We start from the raw sequence: 21,966 nt of genomic DNA, 5'->3' as shown, positions 1-21,966 counted from the left end.
TGTCTCGTCGTGACGCTCCCACGACCGTCAGAGGCTCAGTGGAAGCTGTCTCCGCAGGCGCAACTGCCCTGTGCGTTGGGGTTGTCGATCGTGAAGCCCTGCTTCTGGATGCTGTCTTCGAAGTCGATCGTGGCGCCGTCGAGGTAGGGCGCGCTCATCTTGTCGACGATCACCTCGACACCGTCGAAATCGACGGCGGCGTCGCCGTCCATGAAGCGCTCATCGAAGTAGAGCTGATAGATCAGGCCGGAGCATCCGCCCGGCTGCACCGCCAGACGAAGGCGCAGGTCGTCGCGACCCTCCTGGTCGAGCAGGCTGCGCACCTTGCCGGCGGCGGCATCCGTGAGCAGCACTCCGTGTGCCTTGGTGTCGGCGGCCGTCGCAGTGCCGGTAAGAGTCGTGTCGCTCATCGAATGCCTCATTCCTCCGCTGGAAACGAACGTGGCACCAGTGTAATTCAGCCGACCCGATTGTTCAGGCGGGCGAGCAGGAGCGCCTCGGTGAGGATCGCTCGCCTGAAGACGCCGAGGTGCAACGACTCGTTCGGGCTGTGAGCCCTCGTGTCGGGATCCTCAACGCCCGTGACCAGGATCTGCGCGTCCGGGAACTCGCGAACGAGATCGGCGATGAACGGGATGCTGCCGCCGATGCCCGCCTCGACGGGCTCCGCTCCCCAGGCATCCTTCATGGCACGCTTGGCCTCGACCGCCGCCCACCCGCTGGTGTCGACCAGGAACGGATCGCCGAAGTCGACGTCATCGATCTCGATGTGCGCACCGAACGGCACGTTCTCTCGAAGATGCTTCTCGAGTGCGACGAAGGCTTCGCTCGCGGTCTGGCCCGGGGCGATGCGGGCGCTGATGCGAACGGCGGCCTTCGGCAGGAGGGTGTTGGACGCGTTCGCCACGCTCGGCGCGTCGATGCCCGTGACCGTCACCGTGGGCTGATTCCACAGGCGAGACAGCACGGGCCCGCGGCCGATCAGGGAGACGCCGTCGAGCACGGCCGCGTCGTCGCGCAGCTGCTGCTCCGAGAACTCCGGCACGTCGGCCTCGTGGGATGTCAGCCCATCGACCGCGACGGAGCCGTCGTCGTCGTGCAGCGTCGCCAGGAGCCTGACGAGCGGCATCATCGCGTCGGGCACTCCCCCGCCATACATTCCAGAGTGCGAGGCGTGCTCGAGCGTCGAGACGGTGAGACGGAATGCGACATTGCCGCGAAGCCCGACCGTCAGCGACGGGATGTCGGTGCTCCAGTTGTCGGAGTCCGCGACCACGATCGCGTCGGCGGCGAGCGTCTGCTTGTTCTCGGCGAGGAAGTTCGCGAAGGAACGCGAGCCGAACTCCTCTTCTCCCTCGATGAACATCGCGATGCCGAGGTCGAAGTCTCGGCCGACCGTCTCCGTCAGCGCGCGGATCGCGGCGATGTGCGTCATCACACCCGCCTTGTCGTCCGCGGCGCCGCGTGCGTAGATGCGGTCTCCGCGCACCGTCGGCTCGAACGGCGCCGTGTCCCAGTCCTCGTCGGCTCCCGGGGGCTGCACGTCGTGATGCGCATACAGAAGGATCGTCGGCGCGCCGTTCTTCGCGGCACGACGAGCGACGACTGCGGGGCGACCCTTCTCATCGCTGTCGCCGATCGGCGCTTGGGCGACGGCGACCGTGTCGAAGACCTCGAGGTCGCGGATCAGGCCGGCGACGGCATCCGCGCTCCGTGCGACATTCGCCGGATCGAAGGCGGCCCATGACACCGAAGGTATGCGCACCAGATCGGTCAGATCTGCGATCGTGTGCGGCAGTTCGGCCCGGACGACTTCGTCGAGGGCAGCGAGCACGGCGTCTTGTGTCTGATCGGCTTCACTCATGCGGGTAATCTTAATCGGACGACTATCAAGGACTTTTTCGTGGCCAAACGACCAGAACCCACCGCGCCGAGTGCTGATGAGACCGAGGCGACCCCCACCCAGGGCAAGGGACACGCGACGCCGTCGCGCGCGGAACGCGAGGCGGCCCGCAAGCGGCCGCTGGTGCCCTCCGACCGCAAGGCTGCCGCGAAAGACGCTCGCCTGAAGAACGCGGAGGCACGCGAGAGGGCTCGGCTCGGCATGGCCGCCGGCGACGAGCGCTACCTCACCCAGCGCGACCGCGGTCCCCAGCGCCGGTTCGTGCGTGACTATGTCGATGCTCGGTACACGGTCGCCGAGTTCTTGATGCCCCTGATGCTGATCATCATCGTCTTCACCTTCGTCCAGGCCCTTCAGTACTACGGGATCATCGTGCTGTGGTCGTTCTTCGCCCTCGCGGTGATCGACTCCGCCATCATGGTGTTCACGATGAAGCGTCGGCTGCGCGCCAAGTTCGGCGCACTCGAGCGCGGGCTCACCTGGTATGCCGTCATGCGTGCATTGCAGTTCCGCATGATCCGGATCCCGAAGCCGCAGGTGCGGCGCGGCCAGTACCCGTCCTAGACTCCCCCGGCATGACGATCACCGCTGCCGCAGACGGCTCGGCCCTCGGCAATCCCGGCCCCGCCGGATGGGCATGGTATGTGGACGATTCGACGTGGGCGGCAGGGGGCTGGCCGCACGGAACCAACAACCAGGGCGAGCTCATGGCCGTGATCGACCTGCTCGAGTCGACGGCCGACGAAGACGACGACCTCGTCATCCTGTGCGACAGCCAGTACGTGATCAACGCTGTCACCAAGTGGATGCCGGGGTGGAAACGCAAGGGATGGCGCAAGGCCGACGGCTCGCCCGTGCAGAACCTCGACCTGTTGAAGCGACTGGACGATGCATTGGTCGGTCGCTCCTACGCGTTCGAATGGGTGCGCGGCCACACCGGGCACGAACTCAACGAGGCTGCCGACACTCGGGCGCGCGCGGCCGCGACGGCATATCAGAAGAAGTCCCTCCCCGACGAGGGTCCCGGCTGGCAGGGCGCAACCGTCGTTTCCGGCACAGCGGCCGAGCGGGAGAACGACCGGATCGCGACGGAGGCTCCGGCAGCGCAACAGGACCCCTTCGGTGATGGGTTGTTCGGCGATGACCTGCTCGACGACGAGACCGACCTCGATGCGGTGGTGCGTCTGGAGCGCGAACTGCTCGATCCAGGAGTGCGGGCCGACTCGGCCCGTGTCGCGGCGCTCCTCCACCCGGACTTCGAGGAGATCGGCCGGTCGGGCAGGCTCTGGGGCAGAGACACGCTGATCGAAGAGCTCGACGGCGAGCAACCGTCGGACGTCGCGCTCGAGGTGCTCGGCGCCGACGAGCCGGCAGCAGGAACCGTTCTGCTCACACTGCGGACGACGGGCGTTTCAGGCGCAACCTTGCGCAGCTCCTTGTGGGTGCGTGATGGCGAGCGGTGGCGGCTTCGATTCCACCAGGGCACGCCGGAAGCCTGACTCGTCTGCGCCGGATTCGGCTCAGCGCACTGAAGACTTTCGGTGTCAGACGGACGCGGGCAGGCGGTCGAGCCCTCTGTTGATGGCGCGCGCCCAGAACGGCCCTCGGTAGATGAACGCCGTGTAGCCCTGCACGAGGGTGGCGCCGGCATCCAACCGATCGCGCACGTCTTGCGCGGTCTCGACGCCGCCGACCGAGATGACGCAGAGCTCGGGCGGCACGTGTGCGCGCAACAAGCGGAGCACGTCGAGCGATCGAGCGGCCAGCGGCGCTCCCGAGAGGCCTCCGGCGCCGGCTGCCGTGACGGTCTGCTGATCGGTGAACAGTCCCTCGCGCGAGATGGTCGTGTTGGTCGCGATGATGCCGTCGAGCCCGAGCTCGATGACGAGGTCGGCGATCGTGACGATGTCGTCGTCGGCCAGGTCGGGGGCGATCTTGACGAGGAGCGGCTTGGCTCCCACTTCTTCTCGCACTGCGGAGAGAAGAGGGCGCAGGGACTCCAAGGCCTGCAGATCGCGCAGGCCAGGCGTGTTCGGGGAGCTGACGTTCACCACGAGATAGTCGGCGACGGGCGCCGCGGCCCGCGCCGACGTCCGGTAGTCGGCGACGGCATCCGCCACGTCGACGACCCGTGACTTGCCGATGTTGATGCCGACGATGGGACGACCCCGCACTCGACGAACCTTGGCGACCCTGGCCGCCGCCGCGGTGGCACCCTCGTTGTTGAACCCCATGCGATTGACGATGGCGCGATCGGGGATGAGTCGGAACAACCTGGGGCGCGGATTTCCGGGCTGCGGGATGGCCGTGACCGTTCCGACCTCGACGTGCCCGAATCCGAGAGAGCCGAGCCCGAGGATGGCTGTCGCATTCTTGTCGAAGCCCGCCGCGACACCGAACGGGGTCGGAAATCTCAGGCCGAGGGTCGTGACCGATGTGTCACGCCGCGGCTGAGTGAACCGCCGGACCAGCCGCCGAAGGCCGAGCATCGGGATCATGCGGATCGCCAGGAACGCGAGGTGGTGGGCCCGCTCTGGGTCCATGCGACGGAAGACGAGGTTGAACAGGATGCGATACATGCCTGTGCCACCCTATCTGCGATTGAGGCTTGGCAAAGCGAGCTCGCTCGCTTTGCCAAGCCGATTGAGCAGATGAGCTGCGCAGCAGCGATATATGCGATTGAGGGTCAGAGAAGCGAGCAAGCTCGGTTCTCTGACCCTATCGAGCCGTGACCCGTGCAGCAACGAACCGCTACTCGGCCACGCCGCCTCGCGTGCTGTGTTCGTCTCGCAGCGTGGTGATGGCATCCTCGAAGTCCTCGAGAGAGTCGAACGCCTGGTACACGCTGGCGAAACGAAGATAGGCCACCTCATCGAGCTCGCGCAGCGGCGGCAGCACCGCGAGGCCGATCTCGTTCGCGTCGATCTGGGATACACCCGTCGCCCGCACCGATTCCTCCACCTTCTGTGCAAGCACCGCGAGATCGGAGTCGGTCACGGGCCTGCCCTGACATGCCTTGCGCACACCAGACATGATCTTTTCGCGGCTGAACGGCTCGACGACGCCGCTGCGCTTGATCACATTGAGGCTGGCGGTCTCGATGGTGGAGAATCGACGACCGCACTCCGGGCACTGCCGTCTACGGCGAATGGAGAGGCCGTCGTCCGACGTGCGCGAGTCGATGACCCGAGAGTCGGGGTGGCGACAGAACGGACAGAACATGGTGGCCTCAGGCTAGTCAATCGGACGAAGGGATGCTGCGCCGCGAGCGGCCACCGCCTCACCGTGGGCGGGCAGCTGCTCGGCGTTCGCCAGTGCGACGACAGCGGTGGAGACGTCGGCGAGGCCGCGCTCGTCATAGCGGATGATCTGCTGCGAGCGGAGGAACGTCGCCGCCCCGAGCCCTGCCGAATAGCGCGCGGCTCCCCCGGTGGGCAGCACGTGGTTCGAGCCGGCCAGGTAATCGCCGAGGCTCACGGGCGAGGACGGCCCCATGAAGATGGCTCCGGCGTTGTGGATGCCCGCGAGCGTGCGCTCCGGGTCGGCCGTCTGCAGCTCGAGATGCTCCGGCGCGTACGCGTCGCTGACTCGGATCGCCGTCGCCTCGTCATCCACCAGGATGAACGCCGACTGCGGTCCGTCGAGCGCGGTCGCCGCCCGACCACCGTTGCGCGTCGCCGCCACCAACACGTCGAGCTCACGCTGCACGGCGACGATGAGTTCCTCCGAGTCGGTGACGAGCAGCGATGCCGCCGCCTCGTCGTGTTCCGCCTGGCTCAGCAGATCGGCGGCGATCAAGCGCGGATCGGCGCTCTCGTCGGCGATCACGAGGATCTCGGTCGTGCCCGCTTCCGAATCGATCCCGACGATCCCCCGCACCAGCCGCTTCGCCGCGGCGACGTAGATGTTGCCTGGGCCGGTGATGACGTCGACGGGCTCGAGTCCGAGTTCGGGGACCCCGTACGCCAGTGCCGCGATGGCGCCTGCGCCACCGATCGCATAGACCTCGTCGATGCCGACGAGTCCCGCCGCACCCAGGATGGTCGGGTGCACTCCCCCTTCGTGCTCGCGCTGGGCGGGGCTGGCGAGTGCCACGGACGGAACGCCGGCGACGAGGGCAGGGATGGCGTTCATGACCACGCTCGACGCGAGCGGCGCCTTGCCGCCCGGAACGTAGAGGCCGGCCCTGTTCACGGGTTCCCAGCGTTGCTCGACCACGGCACCGTCGCCGAGCGTCGTGATTGCGGGCGGCGGCACCTGCGCGGAGCTGGCGGCACGCACCCGCTGGATCGAGCGCTCGAGCGCATCTCTCACCTCGACGGACAACGAGTCGACCGCCGCCGCGATGTGCTCGGGAGCGACGCGAACCTGCGTCGGACGAGCCCCGTCGAACCGTTCGGCCTGCTCGAGCAGAGCCGCCAGACCTCGGTCGCGCACCTCGGCGATGAGGCTCGCCGCGGAATCCGACGCCCTGCTGATGTCGATCACCGGTCGGGGCACGGCCAAGCGCAGTGCTCGGTCGTCGAGCGAGCGTCCTCTGAGGTCGATGGTTCGCATTCGCCAAGCCTAGGGTTCGGCGATCTGCTCGCACAAAAGCTGTGTCTTCGTACGTGTCAGTGCGGATTCAGACCAGACAGGCGGGCCCGAGCAGACCCTTGAGCTCGCCGTACAGATCCGGCGATACCGACACCCGATAAGGCAGCTCGAAGACGCGCGCCGTCGACCCCTTGACCAGCTTCAACCGCACCTCGCCCTCGCCCGCGTGTCTGATCAGCATGTCGCCGAGGCTCTGCACGACATCGGTCGTCGCGCGCTGATCCGGCATGGTGATGACCAGAGGGCCGGAGGGCCCCTCGGTAGCGGCGCCCAGGTCGGGGGTGAAGAGGCTGTAGGCGTGCAGGTTCATGCCGTCGTCGCGCATGCTGACCCGGCCCCGCACCACGACGATCGAATCGGCTGTCAACGCCGGACCGAACTCCTGGTAGGCCTTGCCCATGAACATGACGGTGATCTCACCACCGAAATCCTCGACCGTGATCATGCCGTATTGATTGCCGGACTGCTTCGCCACCCTGTGCTGTACGCCCGTCACGAGTCCGGCGATCGTCACGGTGTCGCCGTCCTGGGTGCTCTCCGAGGCCATCAGGTCGGCGATCGACGTGCTCGCCTGTTTCGCGAGCTCCAGCTCAAGGCCCGCCAACGGGTGGTCGGACACGTAGAGACCGAGCATCTCGCGTTCGAAGGCGAGCTTCTGTCGCTTGTCCCATTCGGGGCGATCCGGCACGAGCGACACCGGCGCCGTGTCCGGAGCATCGGCGAGCAGCATGTCGAAGTCAAAACCCGCCTGCCCCGTCGCCTCGACCCGTTTGTCGTTGACGACCGATTCCACAGCCGCCTCGTGGATCTCCAGCAGGGCGCGGCGCGCTGCGCCGAACGAGTCGAACGCTCCGGCCTTGATGAGCGACTCGGTGGTGCGCTTGTTCGCCACGTGCAGCGGCACCTTCTTGAGGTAATCGTGGAACGACTCGAAGCGCCCCTTCTCGTCGCGTGCGTGGCGGATGCCGTCGACGACGTTGCCGCCCACGTTGCGCACCGCCCCGAGGCCGAACCGCACGTCGTCGCCGACCGCCGCGAAGAAGCCGATCGACTCGTTCACATCAGGCGGCAGCACCCGGATTCCCATGCGGCGACACTCGTTGAGGTACAGCGCCATCTTGTCTTTGGAGTCGCCGACGCTCGTGAGCAGCGCCGCCATGTACTCGGCGGGATAGTGGGCCTTGAGGTACGCGGTCCAGTACGAGACGACGCCGTAGGCCGCGGAGTGCGCTTTGTTGAACGCGTAATCCGAGAACGGGAGCAAAATCTCCCAGAGCTTGTCGATGGCGGCCTGCGAATAGCCGCGCTCCTGCATGCCGCCGAAGAATCCGGCCTGCTGCTTGTCGAGCTCCGATTTCTTCTTCTTGCCCATGGCACGGCGCAGGATGTCTGCCTGGCCGAGCGAGAATCCCGCCACCTTCTGCGCGATCGCCATGACCTGCTCCTGATAGATGATCAGGCCGTAGCTGGTGTTGAGGATGTCTTGCAGCGGCTCTTCGAGCTCGGGATGGATGGGTGTGATGGGCTGCAGCCCGTTCTTGCGCAGCGCGTAGTTGATGTGCGAGTTCGCGCCCATCGGTCCCGGTCGGTACAGCGCGATGAGTGCGGAGATGTCCTCGAAGTTGTCGGGCTTCATCTGGCGCAGCAGGGCGCGCATCGGACCACCGTCGAGCTGGAACACGCCGAGAGTGTCTCCACGGGTGAGCAGGTCGTAGGCATCTCGGTCGTCGAGTGGCAGCCCCTCGAGGTCGAGCTCGAAGCCTTGGTTCGCCTTGATGTTGTCGAGCGCGTCACTGATGATCGTCAGGTTGCGCAGCCCGAGGAAGTCCATCTTGATGAGGCCGAGCGACTCGGCCGCCGGATAGTCGAACTGGGTGACGATCTGGCCGTCCTGCTCGCGCTTCATGATCGGGATGACGCCGTCGATCGGGTCCGACGACATGATCACGCCTGCGGCGTGGACACCCCATTGCCGCTTCAGTCCCTCGAGCCCGAGCGCCGTGTCGAACACGGTCTTCGCCTCGGGGTCGGCCTCGACGACCGCGCGCAGCTCCACGGCCTCCTTGTAGCGGGGGCTGTCCTTGTCGAAGACCTGGTAGAGCGGGATGTCCTTGCCCATCACCGCGGGCGGCATCGCCTTGGTGAGCTTCTCCCCCATCGAGAACGGGAAGCCGAGCACACGGCCCGCGTCCTTGAGCGCCTGCTTCGCCTTGATGGTTCCGTAGGTGACGATCTGGGACACCCGCTCCGCGCCGTACTTCTCGGTCACATACTTGACCGCCTCGAGACGCCTGCGGTCGTCGAAATCGACGTCGAAGTCGGGCATCGAGACACGATCAGGGTTGAGGAAGCGCTCGAAGATGAGACCGTGCTCGAGCGGGTCGAGATCGGTGATGCGCATGGCGTACGCCGCCATCGAGCCCGCACCCGACCCACGACCTGGCCCGACCCTGATGCCGTTGTTCTTCGACCAGTTGATGAAGTCCGCGACCACGAGGAAGTAGCCGGGGAACCCCATCTGGGTGATGATCCCGATCTCGTAGTCGGCCTGCGCCCGCACCTTCTCCGGGACACCGTCCGGGTAGCGCTTCTCGAGGCCCGTGTTGACCTCTTTGATGAACCAGCTCTCTTCGCTCTCCCCTTCGGGGACAGGGAACTTCGGCATGTACTTGCCGGTGGAGAGCTCGAAATCGATCTGGCAGCGCTCGGCGATCTCCAGCGTGTTGTCGCACGCCTCCGGCAGCTCCCTGAAGAGGTCGCGCATCTCCTGCGGCGACTTCAGGTAGTACTCGCCCTCGGGCTCCAGCTGGAACCGCTTCGGGTCGTTCAGCGTCGACCCCGACTGCACGCACAGCAGCGCGGCGTGCGACTTGGCGTCTTCGGCGTGCGTGTAGTGCAGGTCGTTGGTGGCGACGAGACGCAGGTCGAGGTCCTTGGCGAGGCGCAACAGGTCTTTGCGCACCCGGGACTCGAGTCCTAGGCCGTGCTCCATGAGCTCGACGAAGAAGTTGTCTTTGCCGAAGATGTCGCGGTAGTCCGCCGCCGCCTTGACCGCCTCGTCGTACTGTCCGAGACGCAGGCGGGTCTGCACCTCGCCGCTCGGGCATCCCGTCGTGGCGATGATGCCCTTCGCGTACTTCTCCAACAGTTCGCGATCCATGCGCGGCTTGAAGTAGTAGCCCTCGATCGACGCCAACGACGACATCTTGAAGAGGTTGTGCATGCCTTCTGTCGTCTGGGCGAGCATGGTCATGTGCGTGTACGCACCGCTGCCCGACACATCGTCTTCGCCGCCATTTCCCCAGCGGACCCGGGTTCTGTCGCTGCGGTGCGTGCCGGGGGTGAGGTACGCCTCCGTGCCGATGATGGGCTTGATGCCCGCCGCTGTGGCGGCACGCCAGAACTCGAACGCGGCGAACATGTTGCCGTGATCGGTCACGGCGATCGCCGGCATGCCGTAACCGACGGCGGCCTCCATCAGCGGACCGATCTTCGCCGCCCCGTCGAGCATCGAATACTCGCTGTGCACGTGCAGGTGGACGAAGGAATCAGTCGCCACGTCGTCAAGTCCTCCCGGTCGTCTGGAGTCACCAGCCTAGTTCCAGAGGCACGCCGGGTCGGGCGCTTCCTCGGCGTTCCGAACTCCGATCGGGATGCCCGTCGCCGGCGCCCGCTCAGACGTCGCGGAGAACGTCGAGAGCGTGCTGCAGGTCGTCTGGATAGCTCGACGTGAACGTCACCCAGCGCCCGTCGGCGGGATGCGCGAACGCGAGCTGCCTGGCGTGCAGCCACTGGCGCGTCAGACCGACGCGGGACGACAACGTGGGGTCGGCGCCGTACATGGAGTCCCCGATGCAGGGATGCCGCTGGGCGGCCATGTGCACGCGGATCTGATGCGTTCTGCCCGTCTCCAGGTGGATCTCCAGCAAGCTGGCCGCGGGGAACGCCTCGATGGTCTCGTAGTGCGTGACCGACGGCTTGCCCGACGCCGTGATGGCGAACTTCCAGTCGGCCCGCGGATGTCTGCCGATCGGCGCGTCGATCGTGCCGGCAAGCGGATCGGGATGCCCCTGCACGACCGCGTGATAGATCTTCTCGACCTCACGGTCGTGGAACGCCCGTTTCAGCGCCGTGTAGGCGTGCTCGCTCTTGGCGACCACCATCAGACCGCTCGTGCCCGCGTCGAGCCGATGCACGATGCCGGCACGCTCCGCCGCTCCGGATGTCGAGATGCGAAAGCCCGCACCGGCGAGAGCACCCAAGACCGTAGGACCTTCCCAGCCGATCGACGGGTGGGCTGCGACACCGGCCGGCTTGTCCACCACCACGATGTCGTCGTCGTCGTAGACGATGCCGAGCTCCGGCACCTCGACGGGCACGATCTCGACGGGCGCCTTCGGCGTCCACGCGACCTCCAGCCAGGCGCCGGCGCTCAGGCGGTCGGACTTGTCGAGCACGCGGCCATCGAGGCAGATGCCACCGGCAGCGGCGACCTCGGCGGCGAAGCTCCTTGAGAACCCGAGCAGCTTGGCCACACCGGCATCGACCCGCGTGCCGTCCAGCCCATCGGGCACGGGGAGGCTCCGGTGGTCGGAGGGCTCAGGCACGGCCGTCGACCGGATGCCCGGTGTCGGCGACACGAGCATGCTCGCCGTTCCGCGGCTCGCCGTCGTGCGGCTCCGTCTCGCCACCGGCCTCCTCCCGACCTTCGTCGGCCGCGGCAGCCTCATCCGATGCTTCATCCGCGACGGGTGCCTCGATGTCGTCCCCCTGGGCCGTGGTCGATGAAACCTTGGCTTGGCCTCGCTTGCCGTCCAGCCCCACACCCATGACGGTGAGCACCAGGAAGAGCGCCATCGCCGTCACGATCGCCGTGTCGGCGAGGTTGAAGATGGCCGGAAGCAAGGGGATGCGCAGGAAGTCGACGACCTCGCCGACGCCGAACCCCGGCGGGCGGAACAGGCGGTCGGACAGATTTCCCAGCAGGCCCCCGAGCACCAGTCCGAAGACCACCGCCCACACGGCGGAACGGATCCGACGGGCGTACCAGATCACGAACACGAGCACCGAGACCGCGATGATCGAGAAGATCCAGGTCGAGCCGGCCCCGATGGAGAAGGCTGCACCCGAATTGCGGTCGTATTCGAAGATGAGCAGGTTGCCGATGATGTTCTTCGGCACGCGGAAGTCGAGGTTGTTGACCACCCACCATTTGGCGAGCTGGTCGATGACCAGAACGACGACCGCGACGGAGACGAGCAGAACGATCGCGCGAACGCTGACCTTGCTCGCTGGCTCAGCCGCCAAAGCTCTGGAACGTCGGAGGCGTCTGGCGATCCGCGTCGCCGGCGGCCACTGCGGCGAACTGGCCGACCTGCTGGCCGCCCACCGGCTTGAAGCCGTTCGTGCCGACACCCGCGCTGTCGAGGTCACGAAGCTGACCCTCGATGTAGCTCTTCAGCTTCGCCCGGTAGTCGCGCTCGAAGTTGCGCAGGTCTTCGATCTGGTGCTCGATCGCCGAGCGCTCGGTCTCGAGGGCGGAGATCTGGGCACGCTGCTTGGCCTCGGCCTCGGCGACGACGCGCGCTGCCGTGGCATGGCCCTCGGCGATCAGTGCGTCGCGCTTCTCGACGCCCTCGCGCACGTGCTCCTCGTGCAGGCGACGGGCCAGCTGCAGCAGGTTGTTGGTGCTCTCCGTGTCATCGACGGCCGAGACGACCGGGGCTGCGACGACCGGGGCCACGACGGGTGCCGGAGCGGGCGCTGCGATGGCCTGCGTCTGCTCGACGGAGGCGTTGCGCTGGAGTTCGGAGATGCGCGCCTCGGAGGAGACGAGTCGCTGCTTCAGCTCGTCGTTCTCCTGACCGAGTCGGCGGAGTTCGACCACGACCTCGTCGAGGAAGTCGTCAACCTCGTCCTGGTCGTAGCCCTCACGGAATTTGGTCGGTTGGAACCGCTTGTTGACGACATCTTCCGGAGTTAGCGCCATGGCCTACCACCCTTAGAGCTTGATTCGAACACGGGATCACGTTCAGCTAACGCTAGCAAAGTCGGCTGTGACGATGCCATCCGCCGCGGGATGCGCGACATCAGATGAACGACGACGAAATATACATGCCGATGATGCACACGAACATCGTGAGTGTCCAGCCGAAGTCGAGCGCGACCGGACCGAGCGACAGCGGAGGCAGGAGCCTGCGGAAGAACTTGATGGGCGGATCGGTGACGGTGAACGCCGCCTCGGCGAGCACGAGGCCGAAGCCGCGTGGGCGCCATCCTCTGGCGAAGGTGCGCACCAGGTCGAGGACGAACCGGGCCCAGAGGACCACGAGGAACAACAAGAAGATGTAATACGCGACGGTCGCGACGATCGAGACGGCGAGCTGCACAGATCAAGTATGAGGGACAGCGCCTGCGGCCTGGCTGAAGCCTCAGGCGCCGGCGAAGAAGGACGCCTCGACCTCGCTGCCGGAGGACGACGACGACCCGGAGACCATCACGTGCTCCGGCGAGAGCAGGAACACCTTGCTCGTCACTTTCTCGATCTTGCCGCGCAGGCCCTGCGTGAGCCCGCTGGAGAAGTCGATCATGCGTTGGGCATCCGACTCGCTCATCTGCGAGAGATTGAGGATCACCGGGATTCCTTCCCGGAACGACTCGGCGATCATCTTCGCGTCGCTGTACTGCCTGGGGTGGACCGTAAGGATCTCGTTCACTTCTTGCACCGTCACATTCCGTGCTGGGGTCGGCTTGCGCAAGGGTGTGACGGGCGCCTTGGCCGGAGCAGAGTGCTGCACCGGCGCGACAGGTGCCGGATGCGCAGGGGCGACCGGTTCTTCGTCGTACTCGAGCTCGTCTTCGACGAGGCCGAGGTAGGCCATCGTCTTCTTGAGCGGGTTAGCCATGGGATCCTCCGGGTGCTGCTCGAGGTCTTGCGGTCTCGCCGGTCGTCGGCGCTTTCCACAGCCAGGCTAAGCATGCTCGGGCCGCTTTCCAGTGATTGCGGTGCCGATCCGAAGGTGTGTCGCGCCTTCGGCGATCGCGTCGCCGAAATCTCCCGACATGCCGGCGGAGATGTCCGTGGCATCCGGCGCCAGGGCGCGCAGGGACTCGGATGCCTCGCGCACCGTGGCGAACGCCCTTCGAGGTTCGACGCCGAGCGGCGCCACCGCCATCACACCGCGCAGGCGCAGCCCTGGGGCAGCCAGCACGCGCTCCGCCAATGCCGGCAGCTCGGGTATCGGCACGCCGCCACGGCCAGGGTCGTCCGTGAGCGCCAGCTGGAGGAAGCAGTCCAGAACCCGATCGCCTCCGTCGAGCGCCGCGACGAGGCCGGGGCGGTCCACCGAGTGCACGGCCGAGGCGAAGTGCCTCACCGCCTTGGCCTTGTTCGTCTGCAGCTGTCCGATGAAGTGCCAGCGCACGTCGAGATCGGTGAGCTCTGCGGCCTTGCCCGCCGCCTCCTGCGCACGGTTCTCGCCGACATCCCGGACGCCGAGGGTTGCGAGTTCTCGAACGAGCGACGCGGGGTGGAATTTGGTCACCACGATCGTCGTGATCTCGCTCGGGTCACGTCCGGCCGCGCGTGCGGCATCGGCCACCCGATGCCGCACGCGCTCGAGGCGGTCCGCGAGGCCTTCGGTCTCGATCGGCATCCTCACTTCAAGAAGTCGGGCACGTCCAGAACGTCGTCGTCATCGAACGACGGGTCGCTCGCCGCGGCCTCGACGAGCTTCGAGTCCGCTTCTGACCAGCTGCCCTGGGCCGGGATGTCCTCCTGCTCGAGGGCCTGCGTGTCGGTGAGCTCCGTGCCCGAGGTCTCCGCGCTCTGGGCGCCGGAGGAGGCGACGAAGGTCGAACGCCTGGCATCCGTCTGCTTCGTGTGCGGCTCTCCGCCATCGAACCCGGCCGCGATGACCGTCACACGCACCTCGTCGCCGAGCGTGTCGTCGATGACCGCACCGAAGATGATGTTCGCCTCCGGATGCACGGCCTCTTGCACCAGTCGGGCAGCGTCGTTGATCTCGAAGATGCCGAGATTCGATCCGCCCTGGATGGAGAGCAGCACGCCGCGCGCGCCTTCGATGCTCGCCTCGAGGAGCGGGGAGGCGACGGCCAGCTCCGCGGCCTTGATCGCGCGGTCGGCGCCCCGGGAGGAGCCGATGCCCATGAGCGCGGATCCCGCACTCTGCATGACCGACTTCACGTCGGCGAAGTCGAGGTTGATCAGACCGGGAGTCGTGATGAGGTCGGTGATGCCCTGAACACCGGCGAGGAGCACCTGGTCGGCGGTGGCGAACGCCTCCAGCATGCTGATGCCGCGGTCGCTGATCTCGAGCAGTCGGTCGTTCGGCACCACGATGAGGGTGTCGACCTCTTCTTTCAGCCGCGCGACGCCGGCCTCCGCCTGCTCGGCGCGACGCTTGCCCTCGAAGCCGAAGGGCTTGGTGACCACACCGATGGTGAGCGCGCCGATGGACTTGGCGATGCGTGCGACGACCGGGGCGCCACCCGTGCCGGTTCCACCACCCTCCCCCGCCGTGACGAACACCATGTCGGCGCCGGTGAGCGCCTCCTCGATCTCCTCGGCGTGGTCTTCGGCGGCTCGTCTGCCGACCTCGGGGTCCGCACCCGCGCCGAGACCGCGAGTGATCTCGCGGCCGACGTCGAGTTTGACGTCGGCGTCGCTCATCAGCAGCGCCTGGGCATCCGTGTTCACGGCGATGAACTCGACACCGCGCAGGCCGAGCTCGATCATGCGGTTGACGGCGTTCACGCCGCCACCGCCGATGCCGACGACCTTGATCGCGGCGAGGTAGTTCTGGTTCATAGTCACGAGAGGCCTCCGCTGGCAACCTTCAACTTCAAGTCGAAGCTTAAAGTTATGTTCGGTATGCATTTACTACGCCCGACGTTAAAGCGCGCACCGCTCCCCCGGCGTGCAGGCGGTCCGCGTGTCGCCGCACCGAGCACCGACATCCGTGCAACCGACGCGCCGAAGGCGTCGGATCACGCTGTTCAGCGGGTGACAGGGCTGTTCGGGGCAGACACGTCGTAGAGGGATGCGTGCGGTGCACCCTTGACGAGGTCGCCGAGCACCGTGGACTTGAGTTCGGCATCGTCGGGACCGCCCCACACCACGGTGACACCGGACGAGAGCTTGAGCGTGACGTCTTCTTCCCCTGTCGCGCTGGCCGTCGCGACCGTCGCGAGCATCCCGTCGGGAAGGGCTGCGAGCACGGCTGCCGACGCGGCGAACTCCGACTGTCGCGTGCTCTTCGATGCGCCATCCGGAAAGGAGATGAGCGGGTAGCCGCCCGGACGCCCCGGAGTCGTCTGCATCACCACGCCCGCCTGGTCGACGAGTTGGAATCCGTCGGAGGCCTTGAGGAGAGCCAGCGGCGTGCGCTCCACGATGCGCACGACGAGCGTTCCCGGCGGGTCTGCCTCCGTGCTGTAGCTGCGGATGAGCGCGAACTTGCCCAGCTCGTCGTGGATCTTCGAGTAGTCGAGCAGCGGCAACGGTGTTCCCACCTGGCCGCCGAGCGCCTGACGCACCGCTGCGGCATCCACCCGCTGCGCCCCGACGACGTCGATGGTGCGCAGCGCCATCAACGGGGAGATCGACACCAACACAGCGCCGAGCAGAACGATCACGACGGATCCGATGCCGATCAGCCACGCCATGCGCCTGCGTCGTGACGCACGGGTGAACCTCTTGAGCTCCGCACGTTCGTAGCGCTTGCGTCGCCTGGCGGCAGACTTCGGCGTGACGACGGGTGACGGCGCGGCCGGCTCATCGACGACGGTCGCTCTCGGTGACGTCGGCTGAGCTGCCGGGTCCGTCGCCGTGTCCGGACGACGACGGCTCTTCGGCGTAGGACCGGACTGCGGTTGCCGAGTCGACGCGGTGCTGACGGGAATGGGCGCCGTCACCGCCTCCGGCTCAGCGCGCCGTGCCGCGCTCCGCGGCGGATCGCCCGCCGACGGCCTGCTCTCGCCGCCGTCCTTCGCCGGCACCGCCTGCCGCGTGCGAGCGCCGCCCTGCATCGCGCGACGTGCCGTCGCGGTGTCGACCCCCTGAGGACGCTTCACGCGTCACCCGTCCGCCCTGCGTAGCGACTCCAGGAGCTGCGGGACGATGCGATACACGTCTCCGCAGCCGAGGGTGATGACGAAATCGCCGTCGCGCGCGATCTTCGCGGTGTAGTCGGACGCCTCCTGCCAGTCCGCGATGAACGCCACCTTGGACGCATCGTGGAAGCTCTCCGACACCAGAGCACCCGTCACGCCGGGAACGGGGTCTTCGCGTGCGCCGAACACGTCGAGCACCACTGTCTCGTCCGCGTAGCTCTCCAGCGTGTCGGCGAACTCCTTCGCCAGACGCTGCGTGCGGCTGTACGTGTGCGGCTGGTGCACGGCGATGATCCGTCCGTCGCCGACCACGGAGCGCGCGGCCTCCAGCACGGCGCGCACCTCGGCGGGATGGTGGGCGTAGTCGTCGTAGACGCTCACGCCTCCGACCGTGCCGTGCAGCTCGAATCGCCGGTGGGTGCCGCCGTACGACTGGAGCGCCACCGCCGCTCGGTCGGGGTCGATGCCGAGGTGGACGAGCACGGCGAAGGCGCCTGCGGCATTGTGCGCATGGTGCCGGCCAGGAAGCGTCAGCTGGACCGGGAATTCCCGTCCCCGCCAGCGCAGCGTGAAGCCCACCGGACCGACGGTGCTGATGCCTGTCACTCTCACGTCCGCAGTCTCGGACTGGCCGAACGTCACGACGTGCTGGTGCGAGATACGCGGCAGAACAGCACGGGCGCCGTTGTCGTCAGCGGAGATCACCACGAGCTCGCGTGCCTTGTCTGCGAACGTGACGAAGGCATCCTCCACGGCGTCGTACGAGCCATAGTGGTCGAGGTGGTCGTCGTCGATGTTCAGGATGAGGGCGACGGCCGTGTCGTACAACAGGAAGGATCCGTCGGACTCGTCGGCCTCGATGACGAAGAGGTCGGACTCTCCCCTGCGAGCGTTGGTCTCGAGTCCCTCGATCACGGCGCCGTTGACGAAGCTGGGGTCGGCGCCGAGCTCGACGAGCGCTGTCGCGAGCATGCCTGTCGTGCCCGACTTGCCGTGCGCCCCGGCCACCGCGACGAGGCGTTCGCCCCGCGTGAGCCACGCGAGCGCCTGAGAGCGGTGCAGAACCGGGATGTCATGGGCGAGCGCGTACTGATACTCCGGGTTGTCCTGCCACAGGGCTCCGGTCACCACGAGGGTGTCCGCGTCGCCCACGTTGGACGCCTCGTGACCGATGTGGATCTCGGCGCCGAGCTCGCGCAACGCCTGCGTGTAACCGTTCTCCACCCGATCGGAGCCGGTGACGAGGACGCCTGCCTGCAGGAAGAGGCGGGCGATGCCGCTCATGCCGGATCCGCCGATCCCCACGAAGTGCGCGCGCCCGATGGTGTCGGGAAGCGTCATGGTGAGATCGGGCTTGATCACGGTGCGGGGGTGTCCTGTCTGTGCGGTCTGCGGAACGGGCGATGGGCATCCGTTGCGGCGTGTCTCCAGTATGCCGGTCGGGCGACCCGCCCCGTGGTGCGACCCGCTCGACCCCTCAGCTAGCTCGCGGCTCCGAGCGCCTCGCGTGCAAGAGCGACCATGCGCTCCGCTCCGTCGCGCACGCCGACTGCCGCAGCGGCGTCGGCCATCTGAGCGAGCCGGTCGCGATCCTGCAGCAGCGGAACGACGGATGCCGACACCCACTCCGGCGTGAAACGTGCGTCATCGATGAGCACGGCTCCGCCAGCGTCGACGACGCCTGCAGCGTTGAAACGCTGTTCGCCGTTGCCGACCGGGTACGGCACGTACACGGCCGGAATGCCGAGCGCAGAGAGCTCGCTCACGGTTGCGGCGCCCGCGCGCGAGATCGCCGCGTCGGCCACGGCCAGGGCCAGATCCATGCGGTCGCAGTAGTCGATCAGGTGGTATCCGGGTACTCGCGGATCCTCGAATTCCGCGGATCCGCCCTGGATATGCAGCACCTGGTATCCGGCGTCGGTGAGCATCGAAGCAGCAGCGGTGACCGTTGCATTGATGCGACGGGCGCCGAGCGACCCTCCAGTGACCAAGACCGTGGGCGCGTCGTCGAGCCCGAAGAAGTCGAGCGCCTCCTGCCTGACAGCCGCCCTGTCGAGGTCTTCGATCTCGCGCCTGAGAGGCATGCCGACGAAGCGGGCGTGCGCGATGGACGTGTTCTCGAACGCGACGCCCACGTGGCGCGTGTACCGCGCGCCCAGCCTGTTGGCCATGCCGGGTTTGGCGTTGGCCTCGTGCAGCGCGAGCGGCACTCCGGCACGATGCGCCGCGCTGTACGCCGGAGCGGCGGCGTACCCGCCGAAGCCGATCACGAGATCGACCGCACGGTCGGTCAGCAGGGCGCGAACCTGGGCGACGCTGGAACGGAACCGGGCGGGGAAGCGCAAGGCGGCGGCATCCGGTCGCCGCGGGAACGGCAGCTTCGGGATCGTGACGAGCTCGTAGCCTCGGGCGGGCACCAGACGCGACTCCAGGCCTTCTGCGGTACCCAACACGAAGATCTCGGCGTCGGGTTCGTCACGACGAAGGGCGTCGGAGACGGCGAGCAATGGATTGACGTGGCCGGCGGTTCCACCACCGGCCATCAGATACGTGGTCATGCGCGCGCGGACTTGCGGCCACGAGCCGACGGTGACGCCGTCGTCGAACGTGCGAACGAGAGCACGACGCCGATGGCGAAGAGCGAGCTGATCAGGGCTGTTCCTCCGGCCGATATCAAGGGCAATGGAACGCCGAGCACGGGCAGCAGCCCGAGAACGACGCCGATGTTGACGAGTCCCTGTCCGACCAGCCAGACCATCACACCGCCGGTGACGACCCGCGCGAAGGGATCCTTCGACGCGTTCATGATACGGATGAAACACACCGTCAGCAGAATGAACAGCACGAGCACGACGATGGCGCCGAGCAGCCCCAGCTCCTCTCCGATGATGGAGAAGATGAAGTCGGTGTCGGCCTCTGGCAGCCAATTCCACTTGGACTGCGAGTTGCCGAGCCCAACGCCCATGATGCTGCCGTGAGCGAGGGCGAAGTTGCTCTGCTGGATCTGCCACCCGGTGCTCAGCGGGTCGGCCGACGACGGGTGAAGAAATCCCAGGATGCGCTGGAGGCGGCTCGCCCTGCTCACCGCGAACAGGATGGCGCCGCCGAGCGCGATGACACCCGTGATGAGCAACTGACGCATCGGAATGCCGGCGAAGAAGAGCGTGCCGATCACGATCCCGAGGATGATCGAGGTGGTTCCGAGGTCTCCGCCCGCGAGCACCAGACCGATCGCTGCCGACGAGACGAGCAGTACGGGGAGCAGCCCGTACTTCCACTCCTTGAGGCGGTCCTGCTTGCGAGCCACGAACATCCCGATCCACAGGATCAGCGCGATCTTGATGGCCTCGGACGGCTGCAGCGCGACCGAGCCGATCTGGAGCCAGTTCTTGTTGTAGTCGGTGCCGTTGTCCGAACCGAGCGGAGTGGCGACGACCAGAAGCTGAAGCACGAGCGACGCGAGCAGCGCCGGCCACGACGCCCAGCGCCAGAACGATGCGGGTGCCCGGGAGGCGATCAGCATGATCGGCACGCCGATGACCGCGTAGAGTCCCTGCGTCAGGAACCGCGCGAAAAAGCTTCCACCGCCCGACCCGGAGTCGATCGACGACGACGAGAGCACCATCACCAGGCCGAACACGACCATGAACAGCGTGACGGCGAGCAGGAAGTAGTAGTTGGCGCTTTCGGCGGCGAACACCCTGCTCAGTGAGATCCGCGCGCTGACGAACGAACTGCGCACCGATGTCTGCGGCGCCGGCGTCTCGGTTCTGGCCTTGCCCCGAACCGAGGACCGCTCCGGGACCCGTGTGGATGCCGTCACCCGGTCCCCTCTCTCTGCGTCACCTCACCGGTTGAGAAGGTTGCGAACCGCCTCGGCGAATCGGTCGCCCCGGTCTCCGTAGTCGGTGAACTGATCCATGGATGCGGCCGCCGGTGCGAGGAGAACCGTGTCGCCCTCGTGCGCCAGCCGCGCCGCCAGCCGGACGGCTTCCGGCATGACCTCCTCAGTCTCGCGGGGGCTGACGGTCAGCACCTCGAGGCCGGGCGCGTGTCGGCGGAATGCCGCGAGCACGGGCTCCTGATCGATCCCGATCACGACAGCCCCGGCGAGCCTCGGGGCATGGCTGCGCACGAGCTCGTCGATCTCCACGCCCTTGAGCAGTCCCCCGAGCACCCACACCACTCGGTCGAAGGCACGTAGGGAGGCGTCCGCCGAATGCGGGTTGGTCGCCTTGGAGTCATCGATCCACACGACGCCGTCGTGTTCTGCGACCCGCTCGATGCGGTGCGGGTCGAGACGGAACGTCCCGAGCGACTCGTGGATGACTCCTGCCGTCACCCCGTACGACCGCGCAAGCGCACTGGCGGCGAGGATGTTCGCCACGATGTGCGGAGCGGCGAGCCCGACGGCGCTCAGCTCCTCGACCGTCGTGAGTTCGAGTGCCGTCATCGTGCGATCGGCGAGGAAGGCGCGGTCGCACAGGATGCCGTCGACGATGCCGAAGTCGCTCGGACCCGGAGAATCGAGACCGAATCCGATCGCGCGTGCGCCTTCGACGACATCGGCGTCTTCCACCATGCGAAGCGTGGCGACGTCGGCCTTGTTGTAGACGCAGGCGGTCTTCGTGTTCTCGTACACGCGCGCCTTCGCCCGCGCGTATTCCGCCATCGACCCGTGGAAGTCGAGATGATCCTCCGCGAGGTTGAGGCAGACGCTCGAGAACGGGACGATCTCTCCCCCCCGCGTTCTGGTTGAGCCAGTGCAGCTGGTAGCTGGACAGCTCGACGACGAGCACGTCGAAGCCCTGCGGATCGCGAACGGCGTCGAGCACCGGAACACCGATGTTGCCGCACGGTGCCGCGCGGAGGCCCGCTGCGACGAGGAACGTCGCCGTCAGCCGGGTCGTCGTGGTCTTGCCGTTCGTGCCGGTGATGCAGATCCACTCGGCCGCCGGCTCGACCTTGTCCCGCACCCGCCAGGCCAGCTCGATGTCGCTCCAGACCGGAATCCCGTTGTCTGCGGCCCAGGTGAGCACCGGGTGGTCGGGGTGGAATCTGCCCGAGGAGACGACGACGACCTCGGGGTCGAAATCGACAAGTTCGCCAGGCACGGTCTTCAGATCATGCACGGTCAGACGTGCGCCGATGACGTCGAGAAGGCGGGCGCGCTCGTCGTGGCGGGCATCCGCGACCACCAGAACGTCGCTGCCCAACTCCGCGAGCGTGTCGGCGGAGGAGAAACCCGCGACGCCGAGTCCGAGAACGGCGACGCGAAGCCCCCGCCAGTCCGACCGCCAGCTCGTGAGCCCCGCCAGCCGCCGCGTCAGGGC

General features: G+C 67.1%; 19 protein-coding genes and 1 pseudogene. 2 read left to right on the top strand and 18 right to left on the bottom strand.

The annotated features are described in order from the left end of the window. Positions 1-35: 35 nt before the first annotated feature. Both erpA and FPZ11_RS01775 read right to left on the bottom strand, forming a co-directional pair. A complete protein-coding gene (gene erpA, locus FPZ11_RS01780; protein ID WP_146317866.1) occupies positions 36-410 on the bottom strand; it encodes an iron-sulfur cluster insertion protein ErpA in 375 nt (124 codons plus the stop codon). A gap of 47 nt (positions 411-457) precedes the next feature. Next, positions 458-1,864 carry a dipeptidase gene (locus tag FPZ11_RS01775; protein WP_146317864.1) on the bottom strand — a complete coding sequence of 469 codons (1,407 nt, stop codon included), beginning with the start codon at positions 1,862-1,864 and terminating at the stop codon, positions 458-460. A gap of 39 nt (positions 1,865-1,903) precedes the next feature. On the opposite strand from FPZ11_RS01775, the gene FPZ11_RS01770 reads away from it, so the two are divergent. After that, complete coding sequence (locus FPZ11_RS01770) at positions 1,904-2,467, top strand: DUF3043 domain-containing protein (protein ID WP_146317862.1); 564 nt, start codon at positions 1,904-1,906, stop codon at positions 2,465-2,467. A gap of 11 nt (positions 2,468-2,478) precedes the next feature. Continuing rightward, positions 2,479-3,402, top strand: a complete 924-nt coding sequence (locus FPZ11_RS01765) for a ribonuclease HI family protein (RefSeq protein WP_146317860.1) — start codon at positions 2,479-2,481, stop codon at positions 3,400-3,402. A gap of 45 nt (positions 3,403-3,447) precedes the next feature. Here the strand turns inward: FPZ11_RS01765 and FPZ11_RS01760 are convergent, their stop codons facing one another. The 16 genes and pseudogenes from FPZ11_RS01760 to murD all read right to left on the bottom strand — a co-directional run bounded on the left by FPZ11_RS01760 (position 3,448) and on the right by murD (position 21,963). Beyond that, positions 3,448-4,482, bottom strand: a complete 1,035-nt coding sequence (locus tag FPZ11_RS01760; protein WP_146317858.1) for a quinone-dependent dihydroorotate dehydrogenase — start codon at positions 4,480-4,482, stop codon at positions 3,448-3,450. 172 nt (positions 4,483-4,654) lie between these two features. After that, positions 4,655-5,125 (bottom strand): transcriptional regulator NrdR, encoded by a 471-nt coding sequence (gene nrdR / locus FPZ11_RS01755; protein WP_146317856.1) that lies wholly within the window; start codon positions 5,123-5,125, stop codon positions 4,655-4,657. Positions 5,126-5,137: 12 nt separating this feature from the next. Beyond that, a complete protein-coding gene (gene hisD, locus FPZ11_RS01750; RefSeq protein WP_146317854.1) occupies positions 5,138-6,460 on the bottom strand; it encodes a histidinol dehydrogenase in 1,323 nt (440 codons plus the stop codon). Positions 6,461-6,527: 67 nt separating this feature from the next. Next, positions 6,528-10,010: a DNA polymerase III subunit alpha gene (gene dnaE, locus FPZ11_RS01745; RefSeq protein WP_246846627.1), complete on the bottom strand. Its 3,483-nt coding sequence runs from the start codon at positions 10,008-10,010 to the stop codon at positions 6,528-6,530. A gap of 163 nt (positions 10,011-10,173) precedes the next feature. Next, positions 10,174-11,145: an RluA family pseudouridine synthase gene (locus FPZ11_RS01740; RefSeq protein WP_146322628.1), complete on the bottom strand. Its 972-nt coding sequence runs from the start codon at positions 11,143-11,145 to the stop codon at positions 10,174-10,176. Continuing rightward, entirely contained in the window at positions 11,099-11,806 is a 708-nt protein-coding gene (gene lspA / locus FPZ11_RS01735; protein WP_246846477.1) for a signal peptidase II, read from the bottom strand. The genes FPZ11_RS01740 and lspA overlap by 47 nt, the downstream gene beginning before the upstream one ends. Beyond that, positions 11,796-12,488 carry a DivIVA domain-containing protein gene (locus FPZ11_RS01730; RefSeq protein ID WP_146317850.1) on the bottom strand — a complete coding sequence of 231 codons (693 nt, stop codon included), beginning with the start codon at positions 12,486-12,488 and terminating at the stop codon, positions 11,796-11,798. The genes lspA and FPZ11_RS01730 overlap by 11 nt, the downstream gene beginning before the upstream one ends. A gap of 100 nt (positions 12,489-12,588) precedes the next feature. Then, the gene (locus FPZ11_RS01725; protein WP_146317848.1) at positions 12,589-12,888 is read right to left on the bottom strand and encodes a YggT family protein; all 300 of its coding nucleotides are present in this window, start codon (positions 12,886-12,888) and stop codon (positions 12,589-12,591) included. A 42-nt stretch (positions 12,889-12,930) separates the two neighbouring features. Further along, positions 12,931-13,404 carry a cell division protein SepF gene (locus FPZ11_RS01720; protein WP_146317846.1) on the bottom strand — a complete coding sequence of 158 codons (474 nt, stop codon included), beginning with the start codon at positions 13,402-13,404 and terminating at the stop codon, positions 12,931-12,933. A 66-nt stretch (positions 13,405-13,470) separates the two neighbouring features. Beyond that, the gene (locus tag FPZ11_RS01715) at positions 13,471-14,154 is read right to left on the bottom strand and encodes a YggS family pyridoxal phosphate-dependent enzyme (RefSeq protein ID WP_146317844.1); all 684 of its coding nucleotides are present in this window, start codon (positions 14,152-14,154) and stop codon (positions 13,471-13,473) included. Between the two features lie 2 nt (positions 14,155-14,156). After that, positions 14,157-15,335, bottom strand: coding sequence for a cell division protein FtsZ (gene ftsZ / locus FPZ11_RS01710; RefSeq protein WP_146317842.1), 1,179 nt, complete (start codon positions 15,333-15,335; stop codon positions 14,157-14,159). Positions 15,336-15,517: 182 nt separating this feature from the next. Further along, complete coding sequence (locus FPZ11_RS01705) at positions 15,518-16,594, bottom strand: cell division protein FtsQ/DivIB (protein ID WP_146317840.1); 1,077 nt, start codon at positions 16,592-16,594, stop codon at positions 15,518-15,520. Positions 16,595-16,597: 3 nt separating this feature from the next. After that, on the bottom strand, positions 16,598-17,995 hold the full coding sequence (gene murC, locus FPZ11_RS01700; protein WP_146317837.1) for a UDP-N-acetylmuramate--L-alanine ligase: 1,398 nt from the start codon (positions 17,993-17,995) through the stop codon (positions 16,598-16,600). 119 nt (positions 17,996-18,114) lie between these two features. Then, positions 18,115-19,191, bottom strand: coding sequence for an undecaprenyldiphospho-muramoylpentapeptide beta-N-acetylglucosaminyltransferase (gene murG, locus FPZ11_RS01695; RefSeq protein WP_146317835.1), 1,077 nt, complete (start codon positions 19,189-19,191; stop codon positions 18,115-18,117). Continuing rightward, entirely contained in the window at positions 19,188-20,456 is a 1,269-nt protein-coding gene (gene ftsW / locus FPZ11_RS01690; RefSeq protein ID WP_146317833.1) for a putative lipid II flippase FtsW, read from the bottom strand. The genes murG and ftsW overlap by 4 nt, the downstream gene beginning before the upstream one ends. Positions 20,457-20,480: 24 nt before the next feature. Then, positions 20,481-21,963: pseudogene (murD, locus tag FPZ11_RS01685) on the bottom strand (UDP-N-acetylmuramoyl-L-alanine--D-glutamate ligase). Between the last annotated feature and the right edge of the window lie 3 nt (positions 21,964-21,966).

The sequence above is a fragment of the Humibacter ginsenosidimutans genome, from assembly GCF_007859675.1.
In the GTDB taxonomy this organism is placed as follows: Bacteria; Actinomycetota; Actinomycetes; order Actinomycetales; family Microbacteriaceae; genus Humibacter; species Humibacter ginsenosidimutans.
This window is presented reverse-complemented; position numbering and strand designations above follow the sequence as displayed.

Coding starts and splice junctions, on each gene's coding strand:
- erpA (WP_146317866.1), bottom strand. CDS start 410: ATGAGCGACACGACTCTTACCGGCACTGCGACGGCCGCCGACACCAAG.
- FPZ11_RS01775 (WP_146317864.1), bottom strand. CDS start 1,864: ATGAGTGAAGCCGATCAGACACAAGACGCCGTGCTCGCTGCCCTCGAC.
- FPZ11_RS01765 (WP_146317860.1), top strand. CDS start 2,479: ATGACGATCACCGCTGCCGCAGACGGCTCGGCCCTCGGCAATCCCGGC.
- FPZ11_RS01760 (WP_146317858.1), bottom strand. CDS start 4,482: ATGTATCGCATCCTGTTCAACCTCGTCTTCCGTCGCATGGACCCAGAG.
- nrdR (WP_146317856.1), bottom strand. CDS start 5,125: ATGTTCTGTCCGTTCTGTCGCCACCCCGACTCTCGGGTCATCGACTCG.
- hisD (WP_146317854.1), bottom strand. CDS start 6,460: ATGCGAACCATCGACCTCAGAGGACGCTCGCTCGACGACCGAGCACTG.
- dnaE (WP_246846627.1), bottom strand. CDS start 10,010: ATGCTCGACGGGGCGGCGAAGATCGGTCCGCTGATGGAGGCCGCCGTC.
- FPZ11_RS01740 (WP_146322628.1), bottom strand. CDS start 11,145: ATGCTCGTGTCGCCGACACCGGGCATCCGGTCGACGGCCGTGCCTGAG.
- FPZ11_RS01730 (WP_146317850.1), bottom strand. CDS start 12,488: ATGGCGCTAACTCCGGAAGATGTCGTCAACAAGCGGTTCCAACCGACC.
- FPZ11_RS01720 (WP_146317846.1), bottom strand. CDS start 13,404: ATGGCTAACCCGCTCAAGAAGACGATGGCCTACCTCGGCCTCGTCGAA.
- FPZ11_RS01715 (WP_146317844.1), bottom strand. CDS start 14,154: ATGCCGATCGAGACCGAAGGCCTCGCGGACCGCCTCGAGCGCGTGCGG.
- murG (WP_146317835.1), bottom strand. CDS start 19,191: ATGACCACGTATCTGATGGCCGGTGGTGGAACCGCCGGCCACGTCAAT.